The sequence below is a fragment of the Anaeromassilibacillus sp. An172 genome (assembly GCF_002160515.1).
In the GTDB taxonomy this organism is placed as follows: Bacteria; Bacillota; Clostridia; order Oscillospirales; family Acutalibacteraceae; genus Limousia; species Limousia pullorum.
Map to the genome: position 1 here is coordinate 36,628 of NZ_NFKS01000003.1, position 22,267 is coordinate 58,894.

At 40.2% G+C, this 22,267-nt stretch carries 14 protein-coding genes; 11 read left to right on the forward strand and 3 right to left on the reverse strand.

What is annotated here, in order from left to right; all coding sequences use genetic code 11:
• The first annotated feature begins 112 nt into the window (after positions 1 to 112).
• Both B5F08_RS02340 and B5F08_RS02345 read left to right on the forward strand, forming a co-directional pair.
• Complete coding sequence (locus B5F08_RS02340) at positions 113 to 5,680, forward strand: tetratricopeptide repeat protein (RefSeq protein WP_087376218.1); 5,568 nt, start codon at positions 113 to 115, stop codon at positions 5,678 to 5,680.
• A 24-nt stretch (positions 5,681 to 5,704) separates the two neighbouring features.
• The gene (locus B5F08_RS02345; RefSeq protein WP_087376219.1) at positions 5,705 to 6,781 is read left to right on the forward strand and encodes a hypothetical protein; all 1,077 of its coding nucleotides are present in this window, start codon (positions 5,705 to 5,707) and stop codon (positions 6,779 to 6,781) included.
• A gap of 469 nt (positions 6,782 to 7,250) precedes the next feature.
• On the opposite strand, the gene B5F08_RS02350 is transcribed toward B5F08_RS02345, so the two are convergent.
• The 3 genes from B5F08_RS02350 to hisH form a co-directional block, all read right to left on the reverse strand.
• Positions 7,251 to 10,496 (reverse strand): CotH kinase family protein, encoded by a 3,246-nt coding sequence (locus B5F08_RS02350; protein ID WP_087376220.1) that lies wholly within the window; start codon positions 10,494 to 10,496, stop codon positions 7,251 to 7,253.
• A 236-nt stretch (positions 10,497 to 10,732) separates the two neighbouring features.
• Positions 10,733 to 11,491 carry an imidazole glycerol phosphate synthase subunit HisF gene (gene hisF, locus B5F08_RS02355; RefSeq protein ID WP_087376221.1) on the reverse strand — a complete coding sequence of 253 codons (759 nt, stop codon included), beginning with the start codon at positions 11,489 to 11,491 and terminating at the stop codon, positions 10,733 to 10,735.
• A 28-nt stretch (positions 11,492 to 11,519) separates the two neighbouring features.
• The gene (hisH, locus tag B5F08_RS02360) at positions 11,520 to 12,131 is read right to left on the reverse strand and encodes an imidazole glycerol phosphate synthase subunit HisH (protein WP_087376222.1); all 612 of its coding nucleotides are present in this window, start codon (positions 12,129 to 12,131) and stop codon (positions 11,520 to 11,522) included.
• Positions 12,132 to 12,456: 325 nt separating this feature from the next.
• Between hisH and B5F08_RS02365 the strand changes: the two genes are divergently transcribed.
• The 9 genes from B5F08_RS02365 to ligA all read left to right on the forward strand — a co-directional run bounded on the left by B5F08_RS02365 (position 12,457) and on the right by ligA (position 22,169).
• Positions 12,457 to 13,368, forward strand: a complete 912-nt coding sequence (locus B5F08_RS02365) for a MurR/RpiR family transcriptional regulator (RefSeq protein ID WP_087376223.1) — start codon at positions 12,457 to 12,459, stop codon at positions 13,366 to 13,368.
• Positions 13,358 to 14,593 carry an NAD(P)/FAD-dependent oxidoreductase gene (locus B5F08_RS02370; RefSeq protein ID WP_087376224.1) on the forward strand — a complete coding sequence of 412 codons (1,236 nt, stop codon included), beginning with the start codon at positions 13,358 to 13,360 and terminating at the stop codon, positions 14,591 to 14,593. Before B5F08_RS02365 ends, B5F08_RS02370 begins: the two co-directional genes overlap by 11 nt.
• An 84-nt stretch (positions 14,594 to 14,677) precedes the next feature.
• On the forward strand, positions 14,678 to 15,349 hold the full coding sequence (cmk, locus tag B5F08_RS02375; protein WP_087376225.1) for a (d)CMP kinase: 672 nt from the start codon (positions 14,678 to 14,680) through the stop codon (positions 15,347 to 15,349).
• A complete protein-coding gene (locus tag B5F08_RS02380; protein ID WP_087376226.1) occupies positions 15,349 to 15,969 on the forward strand; it encodes a lysophospholipid acyltransferase family protein in 621 nt (206 codons plus the stop codon). The genes cmk and B5F08_RS02380 overlap by 1 nt, the downstream gene beginning before the upstream one ends.
• Positions 15,957 to 17,942 (forward strand): bifunctional 4-hydroxy-3-methylbut-2-enyl diphosphate reductase/30S ribosomal protein S1, encoded by a 1,986-nt coding sequence (locus B5F08_RS02385; RefSeq protein WP_087376227.1) that lies wholly within the window; start codon positions 15,957 to 15,959, stop codon positions 17,940 to 17,942. Before B5F08_RS02380 ends, B5F08_RS02385 begins: the two co-directional genes overlap by 13 nt.
• 96 nt (positions 17,943 to 18,038) lie before the next feature.
• Positions 18,039 to 18,617, forward strand: a complete 579-nt coding sequence (locus B5F08_RS02390) for a TIGR01440 family protein (protein WP_242968208.1) — start codon at positions 18,039 to 18,041, stop codon at positions 18,615 to 18,617.
• Between the two features lie 15 nt (positions 18,618 to 18,632).
• Positions 18,633 to 19,211: an HD domain-containing protein gene (locus tag B5F08_RS02395; RefSeq protein ID WP_087376228.1), complete on the forward strand. Its 579-nt coding sequence runs from the start codon at positions 18,633 to 18,635 to the stop codon at positions 19,209 to 19,211.
• A 27-nt stretch (positions 19,212 to 19,238) separates the two neighbouring features.
• Positions 19,239 to 20,183, forward strand: a complete 945-nt coding sequence (locus B5F08_RS02400; RefSeq protein WP_087376229.1) for a glycosyltransferase family 2 protein — start codon at positions 19,239 to 19,241, stop codon at positions 20,181 to 20,183.
• A gap of 3 nt (positions 20,184 to 20,186) precedes the next feature.
• A complete protein-coding gene (ligA, locus tag B5F08_RS02405; protein WP_087376230.1) occupies positions 20,187 to 22,169 on the forward strand; it encodes an NAD-dependent DNA ligase LigA in 1,983 nt (660 codons plus the stop codon).
• Positions 22,170 to 22,267 lie beyond the last annotated feature (98 nt).

Here is a 22,267-nt window from a genome sequence, read left to right on the forward strand (position 1 = left end):
AAAAATACTATTTTATATTGCAAAAAACTCTGTTTTGTAATATAATATTGATACTATTTTTAGAATTGTGTTATTTTTAGCACAAAAATATTTTTAGGAAAGGAAATCGGCTATGAACTTAATAGAAAAAAAGATAAAACAGCTGCCAATAGGAAGCGAAATAGAATTGCTTTTGAGTGACGGCATGAAGGTTACCGGAAAGCTTAACGACCGGGATGACGAATGTATAGAGATAGTAAACGACAGTGAAGAAAATATTATATCGCTTGGTGAAGTGAAATCTGTCAAGCTGTTTATTTCTTCTGCCGCCTCCACAAAAGCTCCTAAACAGAAGGAGCAAGTTCAGTCTGCACCTGTTCCTAAAATCAGTTTTATGACAGAGATTAAAAACATTATGGCGTCAGATGCAAAGCTTACCGGTGTTTTTAAAGAGCTGTCAAAGGAAGAAAAGAAAATAATTAACAGCGGATACACAAGCTTTATGTCTGCTGTTAGAAATAACGATATTGACAGGGCGCTTGGTATCGTTAATAACTTAAAAAGAACAATTGAGGATTATTCAGGAAAAACTCCCTTTGGAGAAAACACATATAAACTGCTTGCGTATATGTATACAAGATGCTATATGTATGACCCTGAGTTGTATATAAAGGGAAAAAGCTACGATTTGGCGGCCATAGCTTTTTATAAAAACAAAAGCCTGGAGGATGCCGCCGCCTGCGCATCTATAGCTCTTACCGAAAATCACGACAGTGAATATATAGCAACTGTTTACACAGTGCTTTATAAAACCATGATTAAGCTCAGTGACACATCGGCTTTAATCAGCGCAATAAACAGAAACCCAATACTCGTAAGCGACAGCTATATGAGGGAAATTCTGACCGTGCTTTATGAAGAAAACGGAAAGAAATTTTCAAACAGCGTTAATACGGCGGGAATTGTACTTTTCCTTAGAAATCTTATGCCAAATAATAAAGTGGCTGAATTTATAGGCAAAAGAAAAGTAAACACAGTTAAGGCAAGTATTCCCGGAGAAAAGCTTTCCGGTAAGATTGTAAGGCTGTCATGGAGTTCTGAAAAAGGAGAAATACTCAGTGATGACAGGACTTTTAGATTTAAATACAGCGATATAGCCGACAGCAAGCTTCACGAAACAATAAGTCAAATATTTTCTTCAAACCTTGAAAGTACCGGTCAGACTATACCTGTAGATTTTGAGGTTAAAAACGGTTTTGCCTGTGTAATTAAGGAGAAAAAGCAGTTCAAAGCACAGAATAAACCTGATGCAGCTGCTCCTGAAAAGAGCGAGGAAGAAAAGCTCAATTTCCTGCAAATAGGACGAAATATCAACAGCAACAAGGACAACGAGGACAGGTTCCATGAATCTCTGACCTTCTTTAAGCGTTCTATTGAAGAGGGAGAACACGTGCCGGAAGCTGTTATAGAAGCTATAAACTGTTGTTTGACAATAGCAAACAAAGAGGATAAAAGCGAGTATTTGCAGAAGGCCTTGGAGCTTTATGAAGAGCATAAGGATAAATTTAACGGTATAGGATTGCAGTACAATTCCATACTTTATGGACTTTTCACAAAACTCAACCGTCTTGAGGACAGCATGGAGTGTGTAAACAGAATACTCAGCGATACAAATTTACCTAAGCTTACACGACTTCACTATATTGATTGCAAAGCCAGTATATACTTCAATATGGGCGAAAAGACCGGCGACCTTAATATGTACGAAAAAGCTAAAAATGAGAGCAGAAGCTGGGAGCAGGAATACCTCAACAATAAGGAAGCTTTAAGCGACAGTTTTAAGAAATTGTATTATTCCGTTATTCTTTACAGAATAGCCTATTGTCTTTATAAAACCGGAGATTTGGGAACAGCGTCTCAGGTTTTGGAAAATATACTGAAACACGACCCGGACAACGAAAACGCAAAGAACCTGAGCGTAATCTTAAATCCGGAGGATGAAGCAGAGAAAGTACAAGAGGAACCGGAAATTCAGGAAGAGAACAACGAAAATGAAGAGAATAACAGCGATGAAAATACAGCCGAGGAAGAAGCGCCATTAAAGTATGAATTTGAAGACCTTGAGGAGCTTCAGGATTACGAATATACAGATTGTTCCGGCTGGGAAGCTTTGGAATTGACGGAAAAGGAAGTTATAGATTACGCCTTGAACATTAAGGGCGACGGAAAAATACCTGTTTCCCTTACATATTTAAAAGCCGCCTCCTTGCTTAATCCAAAATTGGAGGGAATTTACCGTGATATAAGTCTTGCGGTGGATAACCCAATGGAAATACAGAATTATTCCATGACGGATATAATAACAAGATGCGGCGAGAATAGTTCGGAATACAAAAAGCTCAGAGAAATATGTTTTGCTTCCGCCTTTTTGAGAAGCGCATTTTACGGCAATACGGAGGAAACCCATTTCCGCTGTGCTGATTATTTCGGTGATGAAACTTTAAAGCGTTTCCCGTCACTGAAAGAAATTGTGGATATAGTGGACGATTTCAGAATTGCAAACGGTGTTTTGATTGATAAATATGCGGATTATCAAAACGTCAACATGGACGAGCTGGAGTTAAGACATGACAGCGTTGTAAAAGAAGCCGTAAATTCTTATGACAGATATTTCAAAAGGGTATTCCATGAGGACAAAAACCAGCTTAGATTTAAACTGACAAAATCTATGTTGTTTGAGAACAATGGTTTGCCGGAAAGAATGATGTACTTTGTATCCCACGACGACTATGATGGATTCTTAAATATAGAAAAAGAATTCAGAGAAACATTCATCAAAAACGGCGATGATATTTCTGTTTCATCAATTCATGGAGAAAAGATAGACGCTTTCATTGACCAGGCATGGAAAAGAGCGGGAGAGGACAAAAGCATTTGTGAAAGAAAAACTTCCGACCTTATGGGAAGCTTTAGAAACAACCTTTACTCGCCATTAAACAACTGCATTAAAATCGTCTGCGAGTGGGTTCAGCTCTATAAAAACGGCTGTGATTTGAAAAATACGGAAAACTATGCGGTTTACCTTGAATACAAAAAACAGCTTCTTCCATTGCTTGAAAAACTTATTGCGGAATGTGGCAATGCTCAGGAGATACAGGAAGCTTACGGTTGCGCAGTTTTAAAAGAGCTGGCACAGGAGCTTATATGGCGACTGGACGGAACATGGGACTACAGTAAGAAAAAATACTACTTCTCCGACTTTTTGAGAACAGGCAATATTCTACTTGACCAGAATTATTTGCCTGAGATAACATCAACCTTCTGCGACCTTCCGGACTTTAACGTGCTTAAGAGAATAAGAGACCACGCAGAAGCACAGGAAGCCACCATAATTGACCACGGAAAGAAAATTTTCTCAAGGGAAGAGGAGTGTCACGATTTCGGAACTGCCGGCCTGATTGCTGAATATTTGGCACATACCGAGGATAATGCAACATGGGAAATTCCCGAAAATGCTTCAATATTTGAAGAACAGGCAAAAAAGCAGATGAGGGCAAAGCTTGAGAAATTTAATTCCGACGTATGCCTTGCTATCAGCCGTGGTCAGATAAACAAATACGACCAGTTTTTAAACAGCATTGAAGCTATTACCCATTACTGGTATCAGTATTGTCTTGAAAATAAAAATTACGGATTTTTCAGCAGATTTGTAAACAGCTGTATGAAGAAAATACAGCGTGACGCCGTTTCATACGGAGAAAGACTTTTAAAACAGCTTTCCGAACTTGTGGAGTGCGAAAAACCTCAGCAGCAAATTTTGGATACAATTACCGACTACATTGACAAACAGTTCTTTACAGTGGCAGAGGACTGGATGAGCAGAATTGTAAAGGGTGACTTCGACAGCGAGTCAAAGCCTCCTCTTGATGCGGAAGAGTGTCTGAAAAGCTTCTGGAATGAGTTTGAGGAAAACTATAAAACAGTTTTTTCCGCAGGATATACTCTCAGAAGAGCGGTAAGAAAAAATATACATGTCGCCAAGGACAGAAAGGGCGGTGAAGCCCTTATAAACAACTGGCTTGACAACGGAAATAAAACCAACAGCGAGAGAATTACAACCCTTTTAAATCTTTTGGGCTGGGAAAATATTGAAACCGTTGATGAAAGCACAGACGCAAAAAATGAGATTTATCATATAAAATACAATTCCAATTATAAGGGAAAGAATGTTTATTCACATCCTATTCCTTCCTTTGGCTCAGCCTGTAAGGATAACGGATTTTACGTTGTGTGCATGTACGGATATTCCGACAGCAAAAGACTTATCGATAAATACACAGAGCTTGACAATATAAGCGGCAATAAAATAATTTTACTGGACTACGCCCTTAACGCTTCCGAAAGAAGAAGTCTTGCCAAAACGGTAAAACAAACCCCACTTATGTGGACTTATATGCTTATAGACAGAGTTACAATAATGTATATTGCAAACCACTATATAAGCGGAGGAAACAACAGAACATTGATGTCCATAACAATGCCGTTTTCCTATTTACAGCCATATGTTTACGAGTCCACATATACAATTCCTCCGGAAATGTTTATAGGCAGACGTGACGAATTGCTTTCTATTCAGTCGCCCACGGGAGCAAATCTGGTTTACGGCGGAAGACAGCTGGGAAAATCAGCCATGCTTAAAAAGGCTCAGTACGAAACGGATGACCCGAAAGCCGGACGTGTTGCGCTGTTTGTGGATATAAACGGACTTGATATAAAATCTTCCGCAGAAAAGATTTCAAACGAGCTTATGCTCAAGGGAATAGTTTCGGAAATCACCGATGACTGGGTTAATCTTTCAAATCAAATTAAAATGGGAATCACCAATAACTCCATAAACTATCTGCTTCTTATGATGGACGAGTCGGATAAATTTATTGACGACTGTAAAAACGTGAATTATCAGCCTTTGGTATGTCTTAAAGACATTCAGCAGTCCTTAAGCGGCAAGTTTAAATTTGTAATGGCAGGACTTCACGATATCGTTAAATTCCACAGAAGTGTGGCTTTGGGCAACAACTCTGTTATTTCTCATTTCTCATCAATAAACGTAACGCCGTTTAATTATGACTGCGGCAGAGAACTGCTTACAAAACCGTTGAGTTATCTGGGATTTTCATTTAACAACAACGAAACAGTGATTTCCCATATACTGTCAACTACAAACTATTTCCCTGGTATAATTCAGCTGTTTTGCAGTAAGCTCATCAAGTCAATGAAAAAGTACTACTATGAGTACAACGAGTCTGTGACTCCGCCTTACAATATAACAGAATCCCATATAGGCAAAATCCTTACAGACAAAGAGTTCCTTTTTGCAGTTAAAAACTGCTTTGAAATGACTTTAAGACTTGACGAGGAATATTATATAATAGCACTTATAATCGCTTATATGTCCTTTGTATATGAGGACACAGAGGGAAGCACTGCGGCTGAAGTCTTTGAAAATTTAAAGGAATTTGAAGTTAAAAAATTTGAAAACCACGACATATATCAGATTGAAACTCTCCTTGAGGAGCTATGCGATTTGAATGTTCTCAAAAAAGTAAACGACAGATTTTCTTTCAGAACAAAGAGCTTCAGAGATTTACTGGGAACAAAAAAAGAGGTAGAAGACGCAATCTTTGGCATTATAAGCCTGTAACAGCGGTTAAGGAGTGATTTTGATATGTGTTTCGGAGAACTTTGGTGGACTCAGATGTTAAATCCTGTCCGCACCTTTAACCTTTTGAAAAATGCTCTTTCCGAAGATAAAAATATTTTTCTGTTCTGCAAAGAGCCGATACCCTGGAAAGAAATATTAGTGGATAAAATAAAAAAACAGCTGGGAGATATCACAGCCGTAAGGTCATTTAAGATGATAAAGGCGGATAAAAATTCTCAGCCGGGCTATGTGGTTTTAAACAGCCTTTGTCCCCCTGATGTTCAGGCGGACTACTGGCCAGACCAGACCTATGCACAGTATCTTTCGGAGCTTGAAAACATAACGCTGAATTCCTTTTATGTTTGGGTAGAGGGCATCGATTCCGAGGATGAAGCCAGCAAGTGGCTCGCCTTTGTAAATGAATACAGAAAAAATTCCTATAGTCATGGAAAAGGCAAGGACAGAGCTATATTTATTTTGGAAACAGTTGGCTCATTCAGTTTTGAAACAAAGTCGGAGTATTTTGTTTCAATTAACATGACTCCCAACGAGTTCGACAGGCATATGTTCTGCATGATGAACACCTTTGATATAAACTGTTCCTATGCTTTGAAGCAGTACATAGCGGAACTTGCCTTTAACTTATCCACCGATAATATCGAGCTTTGCGGCTCTCTTGCCAAAAGCGGAGATGATTTGCTGAGCAGTCCTCATAAAACCTATAACCTATGCTGTGACAGTATGGGTATAACAGAGGAAAAGGGCAGGAAAGAGAACAGCAGAATAGACAGGGATATTATTGTTTCTCAGATGAGAACGGTTTTTCCTATGCTGGAGCAAAGGCGATATATGTTCATTGAAAAATATGTCAATGAAATAAAAAAGGTTTTACCGGTGAGCAACTCAATAGATGAGCTGGTGACAGAACCTTTCGAGCTTGAGCTAAGCACACTGTTATATATAGTAAATCAAAACCTAATAATTATTTCTGACGAGGACAGAAATAATTTGAAAATCTGCCGAGAAATAAGAAATAAGCTTGCCCATAATGAAAGGGTAAGCGGCAGGGAAATAAAAAAATTGTACGGCATGTACATTTAAAAGGAAAAGTTCCATTGAATGTTACACAACATCTTCAATGGAGCTTTTTATTTCTTTCTATATATTGTGATGTTTTGCGCATATAAAAGGAAAAAGTAAAAATTGGAAAAATTTGACAATTTATAATAGTGCAATCAAAAAAAATAAATTAAGCTTGATTTGATAAAAAATGAATTCTTTGCAAAATAATAATATTTTATACAAAGAAAAAACAGCCGTTTGGAAATAAATGTCAAAACGGCTGTTTCTCTTTGAAAAACATTAAAAACAATATCTCAAATATCATCAATACAATAAGATTTTAACACTAAACTTATAGTTTGTCAATTGAAAAATTTAATTATATAAAGAAATTGTCAAATAAGTTTTGAGGTATCTGTAAGAAACTTTACAGATAATAAAATTTGTTTAAGCTTGCATTTTTGTTATATTTAAGAATTGTTTTAGTAATTTTTAGCAGACAGAAATTTTATAAGTTAACACTTCCGTCGTCGTTGCTTGTAATAATTCTTGCTGCCATCATTTGAATAATAGATACGTCATCTATCTGTATTTTTGAGTTGTTATCCAGGTCAGCAAGAGCTGTGTCAATTTCTACAGCTGATGAATTTGTAATATAAATCTGTGTTAAGGTTGCATCCATAACTGTAATTTTGCCGCTGTGGTTTACATCGCCGAGATAGTATCTAAGACCGTCAACAGCAGATTTGAGGTTTTGATAAGCTGTGTTGATTTCATCCTGTGCAGCTGAACTGTTATCATAAACGCTATTTGCTTCTGCAATAGCTTTTTCAAGAGCTTCTCTGCTTGTCTTGGTGTAGACAGAAGCGTCTATTGCTTCTGCAGAGTCAAGAAGTGTTCTAAGTTCTTCTTTTGTTATACCTGAAGCAGCTTCTTCAAGGTTTGCAACTGCTGTGTTCAAAGTAATGCATGCATTGTTTATATCTGTCTGATATGCAGAAGGTGTGGAAAGAATTTCCATAGCCTTTTCAAGCTCGGCTTTCATTGCGCTGTAGCTTTCTTCTGTGTAACCGTCAGCTTCAATTTTGGAGGCAGTCTGTACTGCGCTGTTCAATGCTGTTGTATCTGTTGTGAAGAGATTGATTTCAGATGCACTGATAAATCTGTTAGGTGTGTCGCCCAATGTTGCTGTAGCATAAAGACGTATTCTCTTTGCCTCTACAGGTATGGAGAATATGCAGAGCTTTTCGTCCTTATTGTCTGCCCAGATACCATTTCCGCCCGGTACATCAACAAAGTTTTCACCGTCTGCTTCTGTGCTGTACATAAGCTTGTACTGTGTAATTACGCCGTTGGTGTTTTTGTCGGTTCTCGGCAAATAGGAGATAGCGGCTACATTTGAAATGCTTTCATCATTCACTGTAATGGTAATATAGTTGTCAGTTCCGTTTTCGGAAATAACAGGCATATTGCCGCCGGAATAATTTGAATGCCATATTGTGGTTGTATTTCCATCGATAGCCTTTGAGCCGTCCTCACCGTTTTGATAGCTTGCGGCTACTGCTGTCAGACTGCTCTGTGGAATCTTTGCCAAATCAAGACAGTTTTCATTATCGGCTGAAATCAAAAGTGACATAGCCTTATCAAGTCCCTTTTTCGCAGCAAGGATTTCGTCGCTTGTTGAAACTGCTGAATTGTAGATATCTTCAGCATAGCTCAATTCCTGCTGGAAGTAAGCAACAGAAGTAGCTGTGTACTTATCTGTTTCAATAAGGTTTGCCTTGTCAATGGCTTCTTTGAGGTTCTCTTTGAGTGGGTCATCAGGCTGTTCTATTTCGTATCCGAACTGCTCGTCCAGATAGTTAATTCTTTCAAGTGTGTAGTTGATTATCTGGTTCGGGTCACTTGTTGAGGATGATGGAATACCTCCGTAGATTTCCAAATCTCTGTCGAAAGCTTCCTTTGAAATGTCACCGATATAGTCGTTTAATGTTTTAACAAAGTTCTTTTCGCTGAGAACTGTATCTCTCAATTCTGCATATCTTGCAGCGATATCGTCGTAGAAGTTATTGTAAACTCTTTCCCACAAAAGAGAATTGGTTCCGTGGTCAGGACCCATGTACTCATGTGTAAGCATCCAGTCTATTGTGTTGTAATGTCCGCCGTTCCAGTAAATACCGAATGTGGAGTCCATATCATAAACTGACGGGAACCACTGCTGACCGTCGTAGGTAGCCATAAGCATGTTCTTTTCCCAGTTGTCGGTTCCGCAGATAAACAGCATGTAAACATAGTAGTCTATGCAGGAATCATAATCGAGATAATTGCTGAAAAGCTCTTTGAACTGCTGGTCATCGCTTAAGCTTACGAAGTTTATAACATTGTTAAAGGAGTTTATAACCCATGTTACATCCTCTTCATCAGGGTCAGGATATTCTATTGTCCAGTCGCTTTCATCGTATCTGCCCGGCTGTGTGAAGTTGCAGGAGCCGTCGTGTGATTCACCGGCAAGCAATGCTTCCTTTTCACCGTCGCCCATAGCGAACTGCCAGTCATCCTTAGGAACATTAAGGGTGTAAAGACCCTCGTATTTGCCGTTGATATAAACCTTTACAGGATAACCGTCAATAGCACCGCCGTTAGGAGCGTCCAAAAGCTGCTGATATGTGTCTTCACGTGAATGAACTATCTGTCCCCAAAGCTTTGCGCCGAGAACATTTCTTGAATGTGAATGGTCCATATAATTGGCTTTAAGAACATATTTGTTTTCCTTGCCCCAGCCGTCCTGAAGTTCAACCTTGTACTTTCTGTCAAAGGCTTCATCCTCATAAAACTTAACTGTGAAGTTTTTCTTAGGATAAGACATAGAGCTGTTACCCTGTAACTTGAGATTTGCATAAACATCAAAGGAAAGACCTGTTTCTGGGTCTGTATATGTAGCTGTTGTATTTGCTGTATAATCCTTTGTGTTTCCGAAAATCACGTCACGGATATCAAGGGTAGAATTATCGCTGTCTGTGTAGTTGTTGAAGTCAGTGAAGTTCAAAACAGGAATATCAAGCTCTTCTTCCGGAAGCTTGCCGCTGTCATCAGGTGCTGCATTGCCCTGACCCAATGAGTTAAATGTTACGCCGTACTCAGAGCAATAGGTTTCTGCGGCAGTACCGCTGTAGCCGTTAACTGTCATAGAAACTCTTTCATAATTCCAGTTTGATGTGTTTCTTGCATAACCGAAAGCATAAGCCCCTACTTTGTCAACGGTTTTGCCTGTTGTCACATTTTTAAGACTTGTACATCCGAGGAAAGCTCTTTCTCCGATTTCTGAAATGCTGTCGGGAAGTGTTATTTCGGAAATGTACTGACATCCTTCAAAGGCGCTTGTTCCTATAAAGGAAAGTGTGTTACCCTGGAAAGTAACGTCTCTCAACATTGTGCAGTGGAAGAAAGCGTAGTCGCCGATACTTTCTACGGATTCAGGCAATGCTATGCTTGTAATGCCGTAGTTCATAAAGAAGGCGAATTCGTCAATTCCGGTTATTTTATGGCCGTCGATTGTGTCAGGCACAATAACATCTTTTTCAGTTCCGGTGTAGCCGGTGATAACAGCATTATCGCCGTCAAGAGAATAGGTGAAGTTTGTGCCGGTTGTTTCTGCCTGTACCGATGTGGTTTCCGGCAATGCAATCGTAAATACCGAAACGAGCATTATAGCCGAAAGGAGTACAGACAAAGCTTTGTTTGTTTTCCTTTTCATAAATTTTTACCTCTTTTCTGTATGGTATTTATTCGATATAAATATATCATCTTTATGATTTTTTCGCAATTATATTTTTAACTAATTTATCACATTTTCTTTTGACTATTATCCACAATTTGAATAACAATTACTGAAATAATTAACCAAAATGTACAAATTTACGCAAAAAAGAGGCACGATAGATATAATAAAAACTCTATCGTGCTGTTAAAATTTATAGGGTATAAATTATTTTAAAGTCTTACCGGTATTCCTTTATTTGTAAGATATTCTTTTAATTGGGGAATAGGTATTTCGCCGAAGTGAAAAAGTGATGCCGCTAAAACCGCATCGGCTTTACCTATTGTAAAAGCGTCATAGAAATGTTCCAATGCTCCCGCTCCGCCGCTGGCGATAACAGGAATACCAACGCTTTCTGAAACGGCTCTGGTAAGCTCAATGTCGTAGCCTTTCTTCTGACCGTCCTCATCCATACTTGTGAGCAGGATTTCTCCGGCTCCTCGCTTTTCACATTCCACAGCCCACTTTACGGCGTCAAGTCCCATTGGTGTTCTTCCTCCGTTTATGTAGACCTCCCAGCCGCCGTTTTCACGTCTTTTGGCGTCTATTGCCGCAACAACACACTGATTTCCGAATTTATAAGCGGCTTCGTTGATGATATCGGGATTTTTAACAGCCGCAGAGTTTACGGAAACCTTGTCCGCTCCGGCTCTGAGAATAGCCTTGAAATCCTCTGTGGTTCTTATTCCGCCGCCTACAGTGAAAGGAATAAAAATAGAATCGGCAACACGGGAAACTATATCAACCATTATATTTCTGGCATCTGATGAAGCGGTTATATCGAGAAGAACCAGCTCGTCTGCGCCTTGCTTATCGTACTGAATTGCACTTTCTACAGGGTCGCCTGCGTCCACAAGATTTACAAAACTCATACCCTTTACGACACGTCCGTTTTTAACGTCAAGGCAGGGGATTATTCTTTTTGCATACATATTAAAACTCCTATCTATTTATATTCCGTCACAGCGTCATGTCTGCAAAGTTTCTGAGAATTTTAAGGCCTACATCGCCGCTTTTCTCAGGGTGAAACTGGGTTGCGTGAATATTTTTGTATTGTACCGCAGCGTGGATTTCAGTGGAATAGAATGTATCAGCGCTGACGATGTCCTTGTCCTCGGCGGTGAGATAGTAGGAATGTACGAAATACACATAGGGATTTCCTTCTATTCCTTTAAAAAGACCGTCGTTCTTTCTTATATTAAGGCTGTTCCAGCCCATGTGAGGAACCTTAATTCCCTCCTGCTTTGGAATTTTGGTTATTGTTCCCTTTAAAAGACCAAGTCCGGATGCATTTGGACTTTCCTCGCTTTCGGGGAAGAGAAGCTGGAGTCCCAGGCATATTCCCATAAAGGGTTTTCCGGAATTTGCATAGTTTTTGATAACTTCGGTAAGATTTGATTTCTCGATGTTGTCCATGCAATCGCCGAAAGAACCTACACCGGGGAGAATAGCGCCGCTTGCGCTGTTTATAATTTCCGGACTGTTTGTTAAAACGCAGTCGCAGCCTATGTGTCTTAAAGCTTTCATAACGCTCTGAATATTGCCTGCGCCGTAATCTATTACCGCTATCATAGTGACCTCCAAGGTTTACGTATTTGAATTGTTTAATATATTAGCATATTAAAGCGAAAAAAGCAATAGAATTTGTGTATATTCTTAAAAAACTGTAAAATTTATCTGCAAACTTAAAATTTATCAAGAAATAAAAGAGAATTTTAAAGAAATAAATCACAAAAGGTCAAGAAATATTTACTATAAAATTTTGTTGAAAAAAAGTTGAGATTATGGTAAAATACTTCTATGTATAGTTTAAAGATATGATGATAAGTATACGGTTTTTACTTTGTCCGTTGATAACAACCGATATTTAATCAAAAAAAGAGGTTTGTAAACAATTATGGATAAACATTTGTTGTCGAGAATAAAATCAAAATATCAGCACCTTTCAAAGGGTCAAAAGCTTATTGCTGATTTTATCGGAGAGCATTATGACGAAGCAGCTTTTATGACCGCTTCTAAGCTTGGTGAAACCGTCGGGGTAAGTGAAAGCACAGTTGTGCGCTTTGCCTGCGAGCTGGGTTACGGCGGATATCCGAAGCTTCAGAAAGCCATGCAGGAGATGATAAGGGATAAGCTTACATCTGTACAGAGAATAGACGTTACCTGCGAAAGAATAGGCGGAGGAGATGTTCTTGACAGCGTATTGAATCAGGATATTGAAAAAATCCGAAGAACCATTGAAGAAACCTCAAGAGAGGATTTCAACAATGCGGTCAAGGCAATAGTAAACGCCGAAAATATTTATATCTATGCGGTTCGCTCAACTTCACCTTTGGCAAACTTTTTGGGATATTATTTCGAGCTGATTTTCGGAAATGTAAGGGTAATCAGCACATCAAGCAAATCTGCCGCTTATGAACAGCTTTTCAGAATTACAGAAAAGGATGTTATGATAGGAATAAGCTTTCCACGCTACAGTACTATGGCGGTGGATGTAATGCATTTTGCCAGAGAGAGGGGAGCAGACGTTATCGCCCTTACTGACAGCATGATTTCACCTTTGGTTTCTCAGGCTGACCATCTTCTTATTGCAAGAAGCGACATGGCGTCTGTGGTTGATTCTTTGGTAGCGCCTTTAAGCGTGATAAACGCCCTTATAGTTGCCACTGTTATAGCGAAGAAAGAGGATGTTAAGAAAACCTTTATGGCTTTGGAGCAGGTTTGGAACGAGCAGGGAATTTACGCCAACAGTGAAACGGTAAAAAAGGATAATACATCTGAAAACGGAGAGAAACAGGATGCAAGGTGAAAAAATCGCAGTAATAGGAGCAGGCGCCGCAGGCATGATGGCGGCTTACAGGGCGGCGTCCTTGGGCGGAGATGTCACTGTATTTGAAAAAAATAACATGTTCGGTAAGAAAATAAGAATTACCGGAAAGGGCAGGTGCAATATTACAAACGCCTGCGACAACGATGAATTTATAAGAAATATCCCCACCAACGGAAGATTTATGTACAGCTCTTTAAACGGCTTTACACCTTGGGATACAATAGATTTTTTTGAAAGTCACGGACTTAAAACAAAGATTGAAAGAGGAAACAGAGTTTTTCCCGTTTCCGATAAGGCAGCTGACGTTGCTGTGACCCTTCATAAGGCGTCAGCAGAGGCAGGAGCGGTTTTCTCAGGACATAAAGTAGCCGATGTTTTGGCTGAAAACGGAGAAATAAAAGGCTTGGTTTTGGAAAACGGTGAAAAAAGAAGCTTTCAAAAGGTGATAATAGCCACCGGAGGAAAGAGTTATCCTCTTACCGGCTCCACAGGCGACGGCTATGCTTTTGCGCAAAAGCTGGGACATACAATAATCCCTTTGAAGCCATCCCTTGTTCCAATTGAAAGTCCGGATAAATTCTGCCGTGATATGCAGGGACTTTCCCTTAAAAACACAGGCATGACCGTTGTAAACGCAGACAGCGGAAAAGAGGTTTACAGGGATTTCGGCGAAATGCTTTTCACTCATTTCGGAATAAGCGGCCCCATGGTTTTAAGCGCAGGAGCAAATATTAAAAATCCTGATAAAACAAAATATGTGATTTATCTCGATTTAAAGCCCGCTTTAAGCGAAGAAAAGCTTGACCAGAGAATACTCAGAGATTTTGAGAAAAATATAAATAAAGCGGTTTCCAATTCATTGGGAGAACTGCTTCCCAGAAAGATGATACCTGTAGTTTTAAACCGCTGGGGTATTTCTTTCGATACAAAATGCAACAGCGTCACAAGGGAGCAGAGAACATTGCTCGTTAAGCTTTTGAAAAGCTTTTCAATAAATGTAAAAGGATTTAGACCTATAGAAGAAGCCATAGTAACCTCCGGAGGCGTCTGCACAAAGGAGATAAACCCGTCAACTATGGAAAGCAGAATTGTAAAAGGTCTTTATTTTGCCGGTGAGGTTATAGACGTTGACGGATATACCGGCGGATTTAATCTCCAGATTGCCTTTTCCACAGGATGGGCGGCAGGAGAAAGCTGTCTGTAATTTATTTAAGTTTATAAGTTAAATTTAGCATATATATTTGTAATTATGGAATCTACATTTTGAAAATATGAAAGGGATGATAGTATGTGCATAGCTGTGGCAATTGACGGTCCGGCAGGGGCAGGAAAGTCCTCCGTTGCAAAGGCTGTAGGAAAACAGCTGGGACTGCTTTATGTGGATACAGGTGCTTTGTACAGAACAGTGGGGCTTGCAGCCCTTAGAAAGGGCGTTGACCCTTCTTCAAAAGCGGAGGTTGAAGCTCTGCTGAAAGAAATTTCCGTGGAAATGGATTTTTCGGAAACAAGCGGTCAGGCTGTGCTTTTGAACGGAGAGGATGTAACAGGTCTTATCAGAACACCGGAGGTAAGCATGACTGCCTCTGATATTTCCGCTCTTCCTATTGTGAGAGAATATCTTTTGGGTTTGCAGAGAAACATCGCAAAAACAAAGAATGTAATCATGGACGGAAGAGATATCGGAACAGTGGTTTTGCCTGATGCGCAGGTTAAAATTTTTCTCACTGCTTCTCCTGAATCGAGAGCAGAGAGAAGATACAAAGAGCTTGTGGAAAAAGGCGAGAAAACAACAGTTAAAGATGTTTTAAGAGATGTAATCAAACGTGATTATAACGATACCAACCGAAAAGCTGCTCCTTTGCGGCCGGCGGAAGACAGTGTCCTTGTGGATACAACCAATCTTGACTTTGATGGTTCCGTTGAGGCGGTTGCAAAAATAATAAGGGAGAGAATTTCGTAATGCCAAAGGCAAAGCCGCTTTATATATTCGGACGAATAGTATTGACTCCGATTTTTAAAGTAATTTATAGAACAAAATATCATAATAAAAACAACATACCTGCCGAGGGTAAATATATACTTGCCTGCAACCATATAACCTATTCCGACCCTGTGGTTTTAGGTCTTGGACAGAAAAGACAGCTGTACTTTATGGCAAAGGCTGAGCTTTTTAAGAATAAGGCTTTCGGTGCCCTTATAAAAGCCTTGGGAGCTTTTCCGGTTTACAGAGGCGAGGGCGATAAAGATGCAATAAACCACGGAGAAGAGCTTTTGAAAAACGGAAACGTAATGGCTATTTTTATCGAGGGAACACGTTCCAGAACAGGCGAGCTTTTAAGACCCAGAAGCGGAGCGGCAATGATAGCATATGCCACGCAAACTCCGGTAATCCCTGCATGTATCACCATTAAGGGCGGCGGAAGAAAACGCTTCGGCAAGAGAATTGTCAGATTCGGCGAGCCTATGACTGTGGAGGAGCTTGGACTTCTTACAGGTTCTTCAAAGGAGTTCAGGGACGCTTCCAGAAAAATAATGGAAAAAATAACCGAAATGAGAGAGCATGACTTATGGCAACAATAAAGCTTGCAAAGACTGCCGGTTTTTGCTACGGCGTAAACCGAGCTGTTGATATGATTTACGGTCTTTTGGATGAAAAGAAAAAAGCCGTAACCTTAGGTCCTATAATACACAATATGGAGATGGTCAGAGAGCTTAAAGAAAAGGGTATCAGACCTTTAGACTCAATAGAGGAAGCCGACCTCTCCGAAATAATTGTGATAAGGTCCCACGGTGTGCCAAAGCAGGTAATAGATGATATTAACCAAAAGGGAAATCCCTTGCTTGACGCAACCTGTCCTTTTGTGGCAAAGATACACAGAATTGTCAGAAAGGCGGGACTTGAAAATAAATTTGTCCTTATTGCCGGAGACTCGGGACATCCTGAAGTCCAGGGCATAATGGGACACTGTACCGGCGAATGTATGACCTTTAAGAACCGTGAGGAATTAAGTGAAATAATGGGAAAAATTCCTCAGGAGAAACAAAATTCCCTGATTTTGGTGGCTCAAACAACTTTTGATACACAAGAATGGAAAAAATGTTTAAAAATTCTCAAAAAGGTATATACAAATGCCGAAATTTTTGATACAATATGTAATGCTACGTCGGAACGTCAAAAAGAGGCAGATGAATTATCGAGTAAATCCGATTATATGGTCGTAATCGGAGACAGACACAGTTCAAATACAAAAAAGCTGTTTGACATATGTTTGCGCAACTGTGAAAAAACAGTTCTTATAGAGACAGCGGCTGAATTGAACCGAGATATGTTCTCAAAGGCGGAACACATCGGCGTTACAGCGGGTGCATCGACACCAGACAGGATAATAAAGGAGGTACTGGATATAATGAGCGACATTATTAACAAATCCGGTGAAACAATGGAAACTGAAGAAAATTTTGAGGCGATGCTTGAGGAGTCCCTCAAAAACTTAAATACAAATGAGAGGGTAATGGGTACTGTTATTCGCATAACTCCCAGCGAGGTTTATGTGGATGTAGGCAGAAAACAGGCAGGTTACATTCCTGTTGACGAGCTTTCTAACGACCCAACAAAGAAGCCAGAAGACGTTGTAAAGGTTGGCGACGAAGTAGAGCTTCTTATCATGAAGACAAACGACCAGGAAGGCACAATCATGCTTTCAAAGCGCAGAGTAGACGCACAGAAGGGCTGGGAAGAGCTTGAAGGCCTTGTTGAGTCTAAGGAAGTTTTGAAGGGTGTTGTATCTGAGGTTGTAAACGGCGGCGTTATCGTTGTATACAACGGTGTTAGAATTTTCATCCCTGCATCACAGGCAACTGCAAGCAGAGACGAGAGCCTTGACGACCTTCTCAAGAAGGAAGTTGAGTTCAGACTCATCGAGGTTTCCCAGAAGGGCAGAAGAAGAAGAGCAGTAGGTTCTATCCGTTCCGTTCTCAGAGATAAGAGAGCAGAGCAGAAAGAAGCATTCTGGAAAGAAGCAGAGGTTGGTAAGACATACACAGGCGTTGTTAAGTCCCTTACAAACTACGGCGCATTTGTTGACCTTGGCGGCGTATTCGGAATGATTCACATTTCTGAGCTTTCTTGGAACCGCATTAAGCATCCAAGCGAGGTTGTAAACGTAGGCGACACAGTTGAAGTTTACATCAAGGACATCAACACAGAGACAAACAAGATTTCTCTCGGCTTTAAAAAGGCAGAGGACAATCCTTGGGAAATCCTCAAGAACAATTATCCTGTTGGAACAGTTGTTGACGCTAAGATTGTCGGCATGACATCTTTCGGCGCTTTTGCTAATATCATTGATGGAATTGACGGTCTTATCCATATTTCTCAGATCGCTAATAAGAGAATTGAGAAGCCACAGGATGAGCTTAAAATCGGCGAAGTTGTAAAGGCTAAAATCACAGCTATCGACTTCGACAAGAAGAGAGTAAGCTTGTCAATCAAAGAATTGCTTCCGGATGCCCCTGTAATTTCAGAGGAGGAAGCACCTGCTGACGCAGAGTAATTCTGAAACTTACGGCGGACATCCTGTTGGGTGTCCGCTTTTTGTCTTATAATAAATATCAGCTTTTTTCAAAGAAAAGAATAAGGGGTGAGCGTTGTGGAAAATATAAATTATGAAAAAATTACACAGGACGCTTTGAAATTGTTTTCAGAGCTTGTGGAGAAATCAAACCTTAAAAAAGGCGATTTGCTTGTGCTTGGCTGTTCTACCAGCGAGATTGTAGGCGGACATATAGGACATGATTCCAGCTTTGAAGCGGCTAAGGCATTGTATAAAGGTTTTTATCCCATGCTTAAAGAAAAGGGAATATATTTAGCCGCACAATGCTGCGAGCATTTAAACCGTGCTTTGGTTGTGGAAAAAGAGTATGCCTTGAGTCATAATCTCGAGGAGGTTTCCGTTGTGCCTCAGCCAAAAGCGGGAGGAAGTAGCGCAACCGTTGCCTATTCTGTTTTTGAAAATCCCTGTATGGTTGAGCATGTAAAAGCTCAGGCGGGAATTGATATAGGCGGAACTTTGATAGGTATGCACCTGAAAGAAACCGCAGTGCCTTTAAGACTTTCCGAAAATAAACTTGGAAACGCAATGATAATATGCGCCTACACAAGACCGAAATATGTGGGCGGAACCCGTGCGGTTTACGAATTTGACGAAAAATACAGAGTTAAACTGTGATTTCCGGAGGTACACATGACCCACAAAGAAGAATTTATAAGTATCTATAACAAATACATAAGCAGAGCCGGCTCCAAGGAGCTTTTGGACTGGATGCAGAAAACAGACTTTTTCACAGCTCCTGCAAGCACAAAATATCATTGCGCCTGTGAATGTGGTCTTGTGATGCACTCCGTAAGTGTTTTTAACACCCTTATGGAAAAGCATTTCGACGAGGAAAAGGACAATGCGGAGAGCTTTGCCATTGCCGCTCTGCTCCATGATTTGTGCAAGGCTCAGTTTTATAAGGTGAGCACCAGAAACGTGAAAAACGAGCAGACAGGCCAATGGGAAAAACAGCCGTTTTATGCAGTGGAGGACAGCTTTCCTTATGGTCACGGAGAAAAATCAGTTTTTCTCATAGAAAGATTTATGCGTCTTAAAATCGAAGAGGCTATGGCAATCCGCTGGCATATGGGAGGATTTGAGGACAGCAACGGCTTTACCGTAAGCCTTGCCTATGAAAAATATCCTCTGGCTGTAAAGCTTCATTTGGCGGATTTGGAGTCCACCTATCTCAGAGAAAAAGGAACTTCTGCAGTGAATAAACGATAAGTAAATGTTTAAGGAAGAGGAAAATGTATGGAAACTGAGCTGTCGGTTATAATACCAATGAAAAATTTAGGAGAAAGCATAAAAGAGGTTTTGAAAACCGTAAACAACTGTGTGCAGGGAATAAATGTTGAATATATTTTGCTTGATATAAACTCCAAAGACAATACTATGATATGTGCTTTGGACAGCGTAAAGCTCTATGGTTTAAACGGAAGAGTTATTCAATGCGGAAAAAGTCTTTACGGCGCCGTGCTTAATTCCGGTCTGAGAAATGCCCAGGGACTTTATTCAACCTTTGTGTTTCCAAGACATATGTACAAATGCTTTATCCCCGAATATCTCCAGGCGGCGAAGGAAAACCTTGCAGATGTGGTTTTCGGAAAACTGCCTGACAGTGAAAAGGGTAAAAGCCTGAACTTTTCCTCTGTAAAAATAACCGGTCAGGAAATGTTTAAAGCCATCATAAGCGGATATACAAGTCTTGACTTGGGGGCAATGATGTTTAAAACCTTTTATATAAACAGCAGAAAGGTTTATTTTGACGACGAAAGCTCAGTGGGCTATGCTGAGGAGTATATTTATAAGTCATTGCTTTTGGCGGATAAAATTCATCAGTGCGACTGCGTTATGGAAAGGGACGAGTCTGTAGAAGTCCCAAAAACAGCTTCTGCCTCCGATGATTTTGCCTGCTTTGGCAGAATTGAAAGTATGATGAGAATAAGCGAACTTTTGGAATACTGCTCGGCTGATGATGACCTGAAAGAAAAGTTTGAAAAAGAAAAAATTCCTGATACGGTTTTAAACTGCGTGGATTCACTGATAAATCACGGATACGAAATAAAAACAATAAAAAAAGCGTTAAAAATTAAGGGATACGATAAGCTTTTGACCGTATCCCAGAAAACAAATAAAAGCATAAAAAGGGCTGTGTTTAATTTTAACTATATGCCCTGGATGTACAAACCGAGGTAAAATATGGATAGATTAACTGCTGAAAAAAGAATTGAAGAGCTGGTAAAAATAATAAATTATCATAACGACCTTTATTATAACAGCGACAGCCCTGAAATAGAGGATTTTGAATACGACAGACTTTTAAGGGAACTGGAAAATCTTGAAGCTGAATTTCCTGAATTTGCAAAGCCCGATTCCCCAACCAACCGAGTAGGGGGAAGCGCAGGGGAAAAGTTTTCACCTGTAACCCATGCCGTGCCTATGGAAAGTCTCCACGATTCATTTTCACACGAAGAATTAAGACAGTTTGACAAAAGGGTCAAGGAGGTTGCCCCTGACGCTAAATATGTGGTAGAGCCGAAATTCGACGGACTCTCTGTTTCCTGTGAGTACAGAAACGGCGTCTTTGTACGTGGTTCAACCCGTGGCGACGGCGTTACCGGTGAGGACGTAACATCAAACCTTCTTACAATCAAAAATCTTCCAAAGAGAATTGAAAACGCTCCTGAGTTTTTGGAGGTGAGAGGCGAGGTGTATATGTCCACCGAAAGCTTCCAAAGACTTGTACAGCAGCAGGAAGAAAACGAGGAAAAAACCTTTAAAAACCCTCGAAATGCTGCCGCAGGCTCTTTGCGCCAGAAAGACAGCAGAATAACCGCACAAAGAGATTTGAGTATTTTTATTTTCAATATACAGCAGATTGAGGGAAAAATCATAAGCAGTCACAAGGAAAGCCTTGACTATTTGAAATCCCTCGGATTTCCGGTTGCTGATTTTTATAAGCAATTCAGCGACATAGAAAGCGTTATAGAGGAAATCGAGAGAATAGGCGAACTGAGAGGCAGTCTGCCTTACGGAATTGACGGAGCTGTTGTAAAGGTGGACAGCTATGCTGTAAGAGAGCTTTTGGGAAGCACTGCAAAGTTTCCTAAGTGGGCGGAGGCCTATAAATATCCGCCGGAAGAGAAAGCCACAAAGCTTTTGGAAATCGAGGTAAACGTGGGCAGAACCGGAGTTCTTACACCTGTTGCCATATTTGAGCCTGTAAGCCTTGCAGGAACTACCGTAAGCCGTGCTGTGCTTCACAACGAGGATTTTATAAAAGAAAAAAATATCCGTGTGGGCGACCTTATAATTGTAAGAAAAGCGGGAGAGATAATTCCCGAGGTTTTGGGAGTTAAGGAGCACGCCGATGGCGGTGAAGACTTTGTTTTTCCAACCAAATGCCCTTCCTGCGGCAGTGAAATTACAAGAGAAGAGGGCGAGGCGGCATACAGATGTACAAACACCGGCTGTCCTGCACAGCTTATAAGACACCTGATACACTTTGTCAGCCGTGACGCTATGGATATAGAGGGTCTTGGTCCTTCCTTGCTTCACCGTCTTGCCGATGATAAGATAATTTCTTCACCTGTTGATATTTACAAGCTTAAAGCCGAGGATTTGTCATCTATGGAGAGAATGGGCGAAAAATCCGCCTCAAACCTAATTGCGGCAATAGAAAAGTCAAAATCAAGAGAGCTTTACAGACTGGTCTACGCCTTGGGAATAAGACACATAGGTCAGAAAGCCGCAAAGCTTCTCTGCGAAAAATTTTTGTCCATTGAGAATATCATTAAAGCCACAGCGGAAGAAATCGGAGAAATCGACGGATACGGCGAGATAATGGCGAAAAGCGCACAGGAATATTTTTCTTTGCCTGAAACCGTAAAGCTTTTGGATGATTTGAAAGCTTTGGGCGTCGAGATGAAACCTCTTGAGAAAAAATCCGAGGGCGGAGTTTTCCAGGGTAAAACCTTTGTTCTTACAGGAACCTTGCCTACACTTAAAAGGGCGGAGGCTTCTAAAATGATTGAAGCTCAGGGCGGAAAAACCTCCTCATCTGTTTCAAAAAAGACAGACTATGTTCTTGCAGGAGAAGAAGCCGGAAGCAAGCTGGTAAAAGCTCAAAGCCTTGGTATCACCATATTGACAGAAGAGGAATTTCTCAATATGATGAATTAAATTTTACCTTAAAAAATTATTATTGAAATATATCTTGTTATATAATATAATATATAATAAGATTAAAACTTAATTTTACAAAGAAAAGAGGTCGGGAG

Excerpts from the sequence above, each read along its gene's own strand:
- B5F08_RS02340 (WP_087376218.1), top strand. The coding sequence starts at position 113 with ATGAACTTAATAGAAAAAAAGATAAAACAGCTGCCAATAGGAAGCGAA.
- B5F08_RS02345 (WP_087376219.1), top strand. The coding sequence starts at position 5,705 with ATGTGTTTCGGAGAACTTTGGTGGACTCAGATGTTAAATCCTGTCCGC.
- B5F08_RS02350 (WP_087376220.1), bottom strand. The coding sequence starts at position 10,496 with ATGAAAAGGAAAACAAACAAAGCTTTGTCTGTACTCCTTTCGGCTATA.
- hisF (WP_087376221.1), bottom strand. The coding sequence starts at position 11,491 with ATGTATGCAAAAAGAATAATCCCCTGCCTTGACGTTAAAAACGGACGT.
- hisH (WP_087376222.1), bottom strand. The coding sequence starts at position 12,131 with ATGATAGCGGTAATAGATTACGGCGCAGGCAATATTCAGAGCGTTATG.
- B5F08_RS02365 (WP_087376223.1), top strand. The coding sequence starts at position 12,457 with ATGGATAAACATTTGTTGTCGAGAATAAAATCAAAATATCAGCACCTT.
- B5F08_RS02370 (WP_087376224.1), top strand. The coding sequence starts at position 13,358 with ATGCAAGGTGAAAAAATCGCAGTAATAGGAGCAGGCGCCGCAGGCATG.
- cmk (WP_087376225.1), top strand. The coding sequence starts at position 14,678 with ATGTGCATAGCTGTGGCAATTGACGGTCCGGCAGGGGCAGGAAAGTCC.
- B5F08_RS02380 (WP_087376226.1), top strand. The coding sequence starts at position 15,349 with ATGCCAAAGGCAAAGCCGCTTTATATATTCGGACGAATAGTATTGACT.
- B5F08_RS02385 (WP_087376227.1), top strand. The coding sequence starts at position 15,957 with ATGGCAACAATAAAGCTTGCAAAGACTGCCGGTTTTTGCTACGGCGTA.
- B5F08_RS02395 (WP_087376228.1), top strand. The coding sequence starts at position 18,633 with ATGACCCACAAAGAAGAATTTATAAGTATCTATAACAAATACATAAGC.
- B5F08_RS02400 (WP_087376229.1), top strand. The coding sequence starts at position 19,239 with ATGGAAACTGAGCTGTCGGTTATAATACCAATGAAAAATTTAGGAGAA.
- ligA (WP_087376230.1), top strand. The coding sequence starts at position 20,187 with ATGGATAGATTAACTGCTGAAAAAAGAATTGAAGAGCTGGTAAAAATA.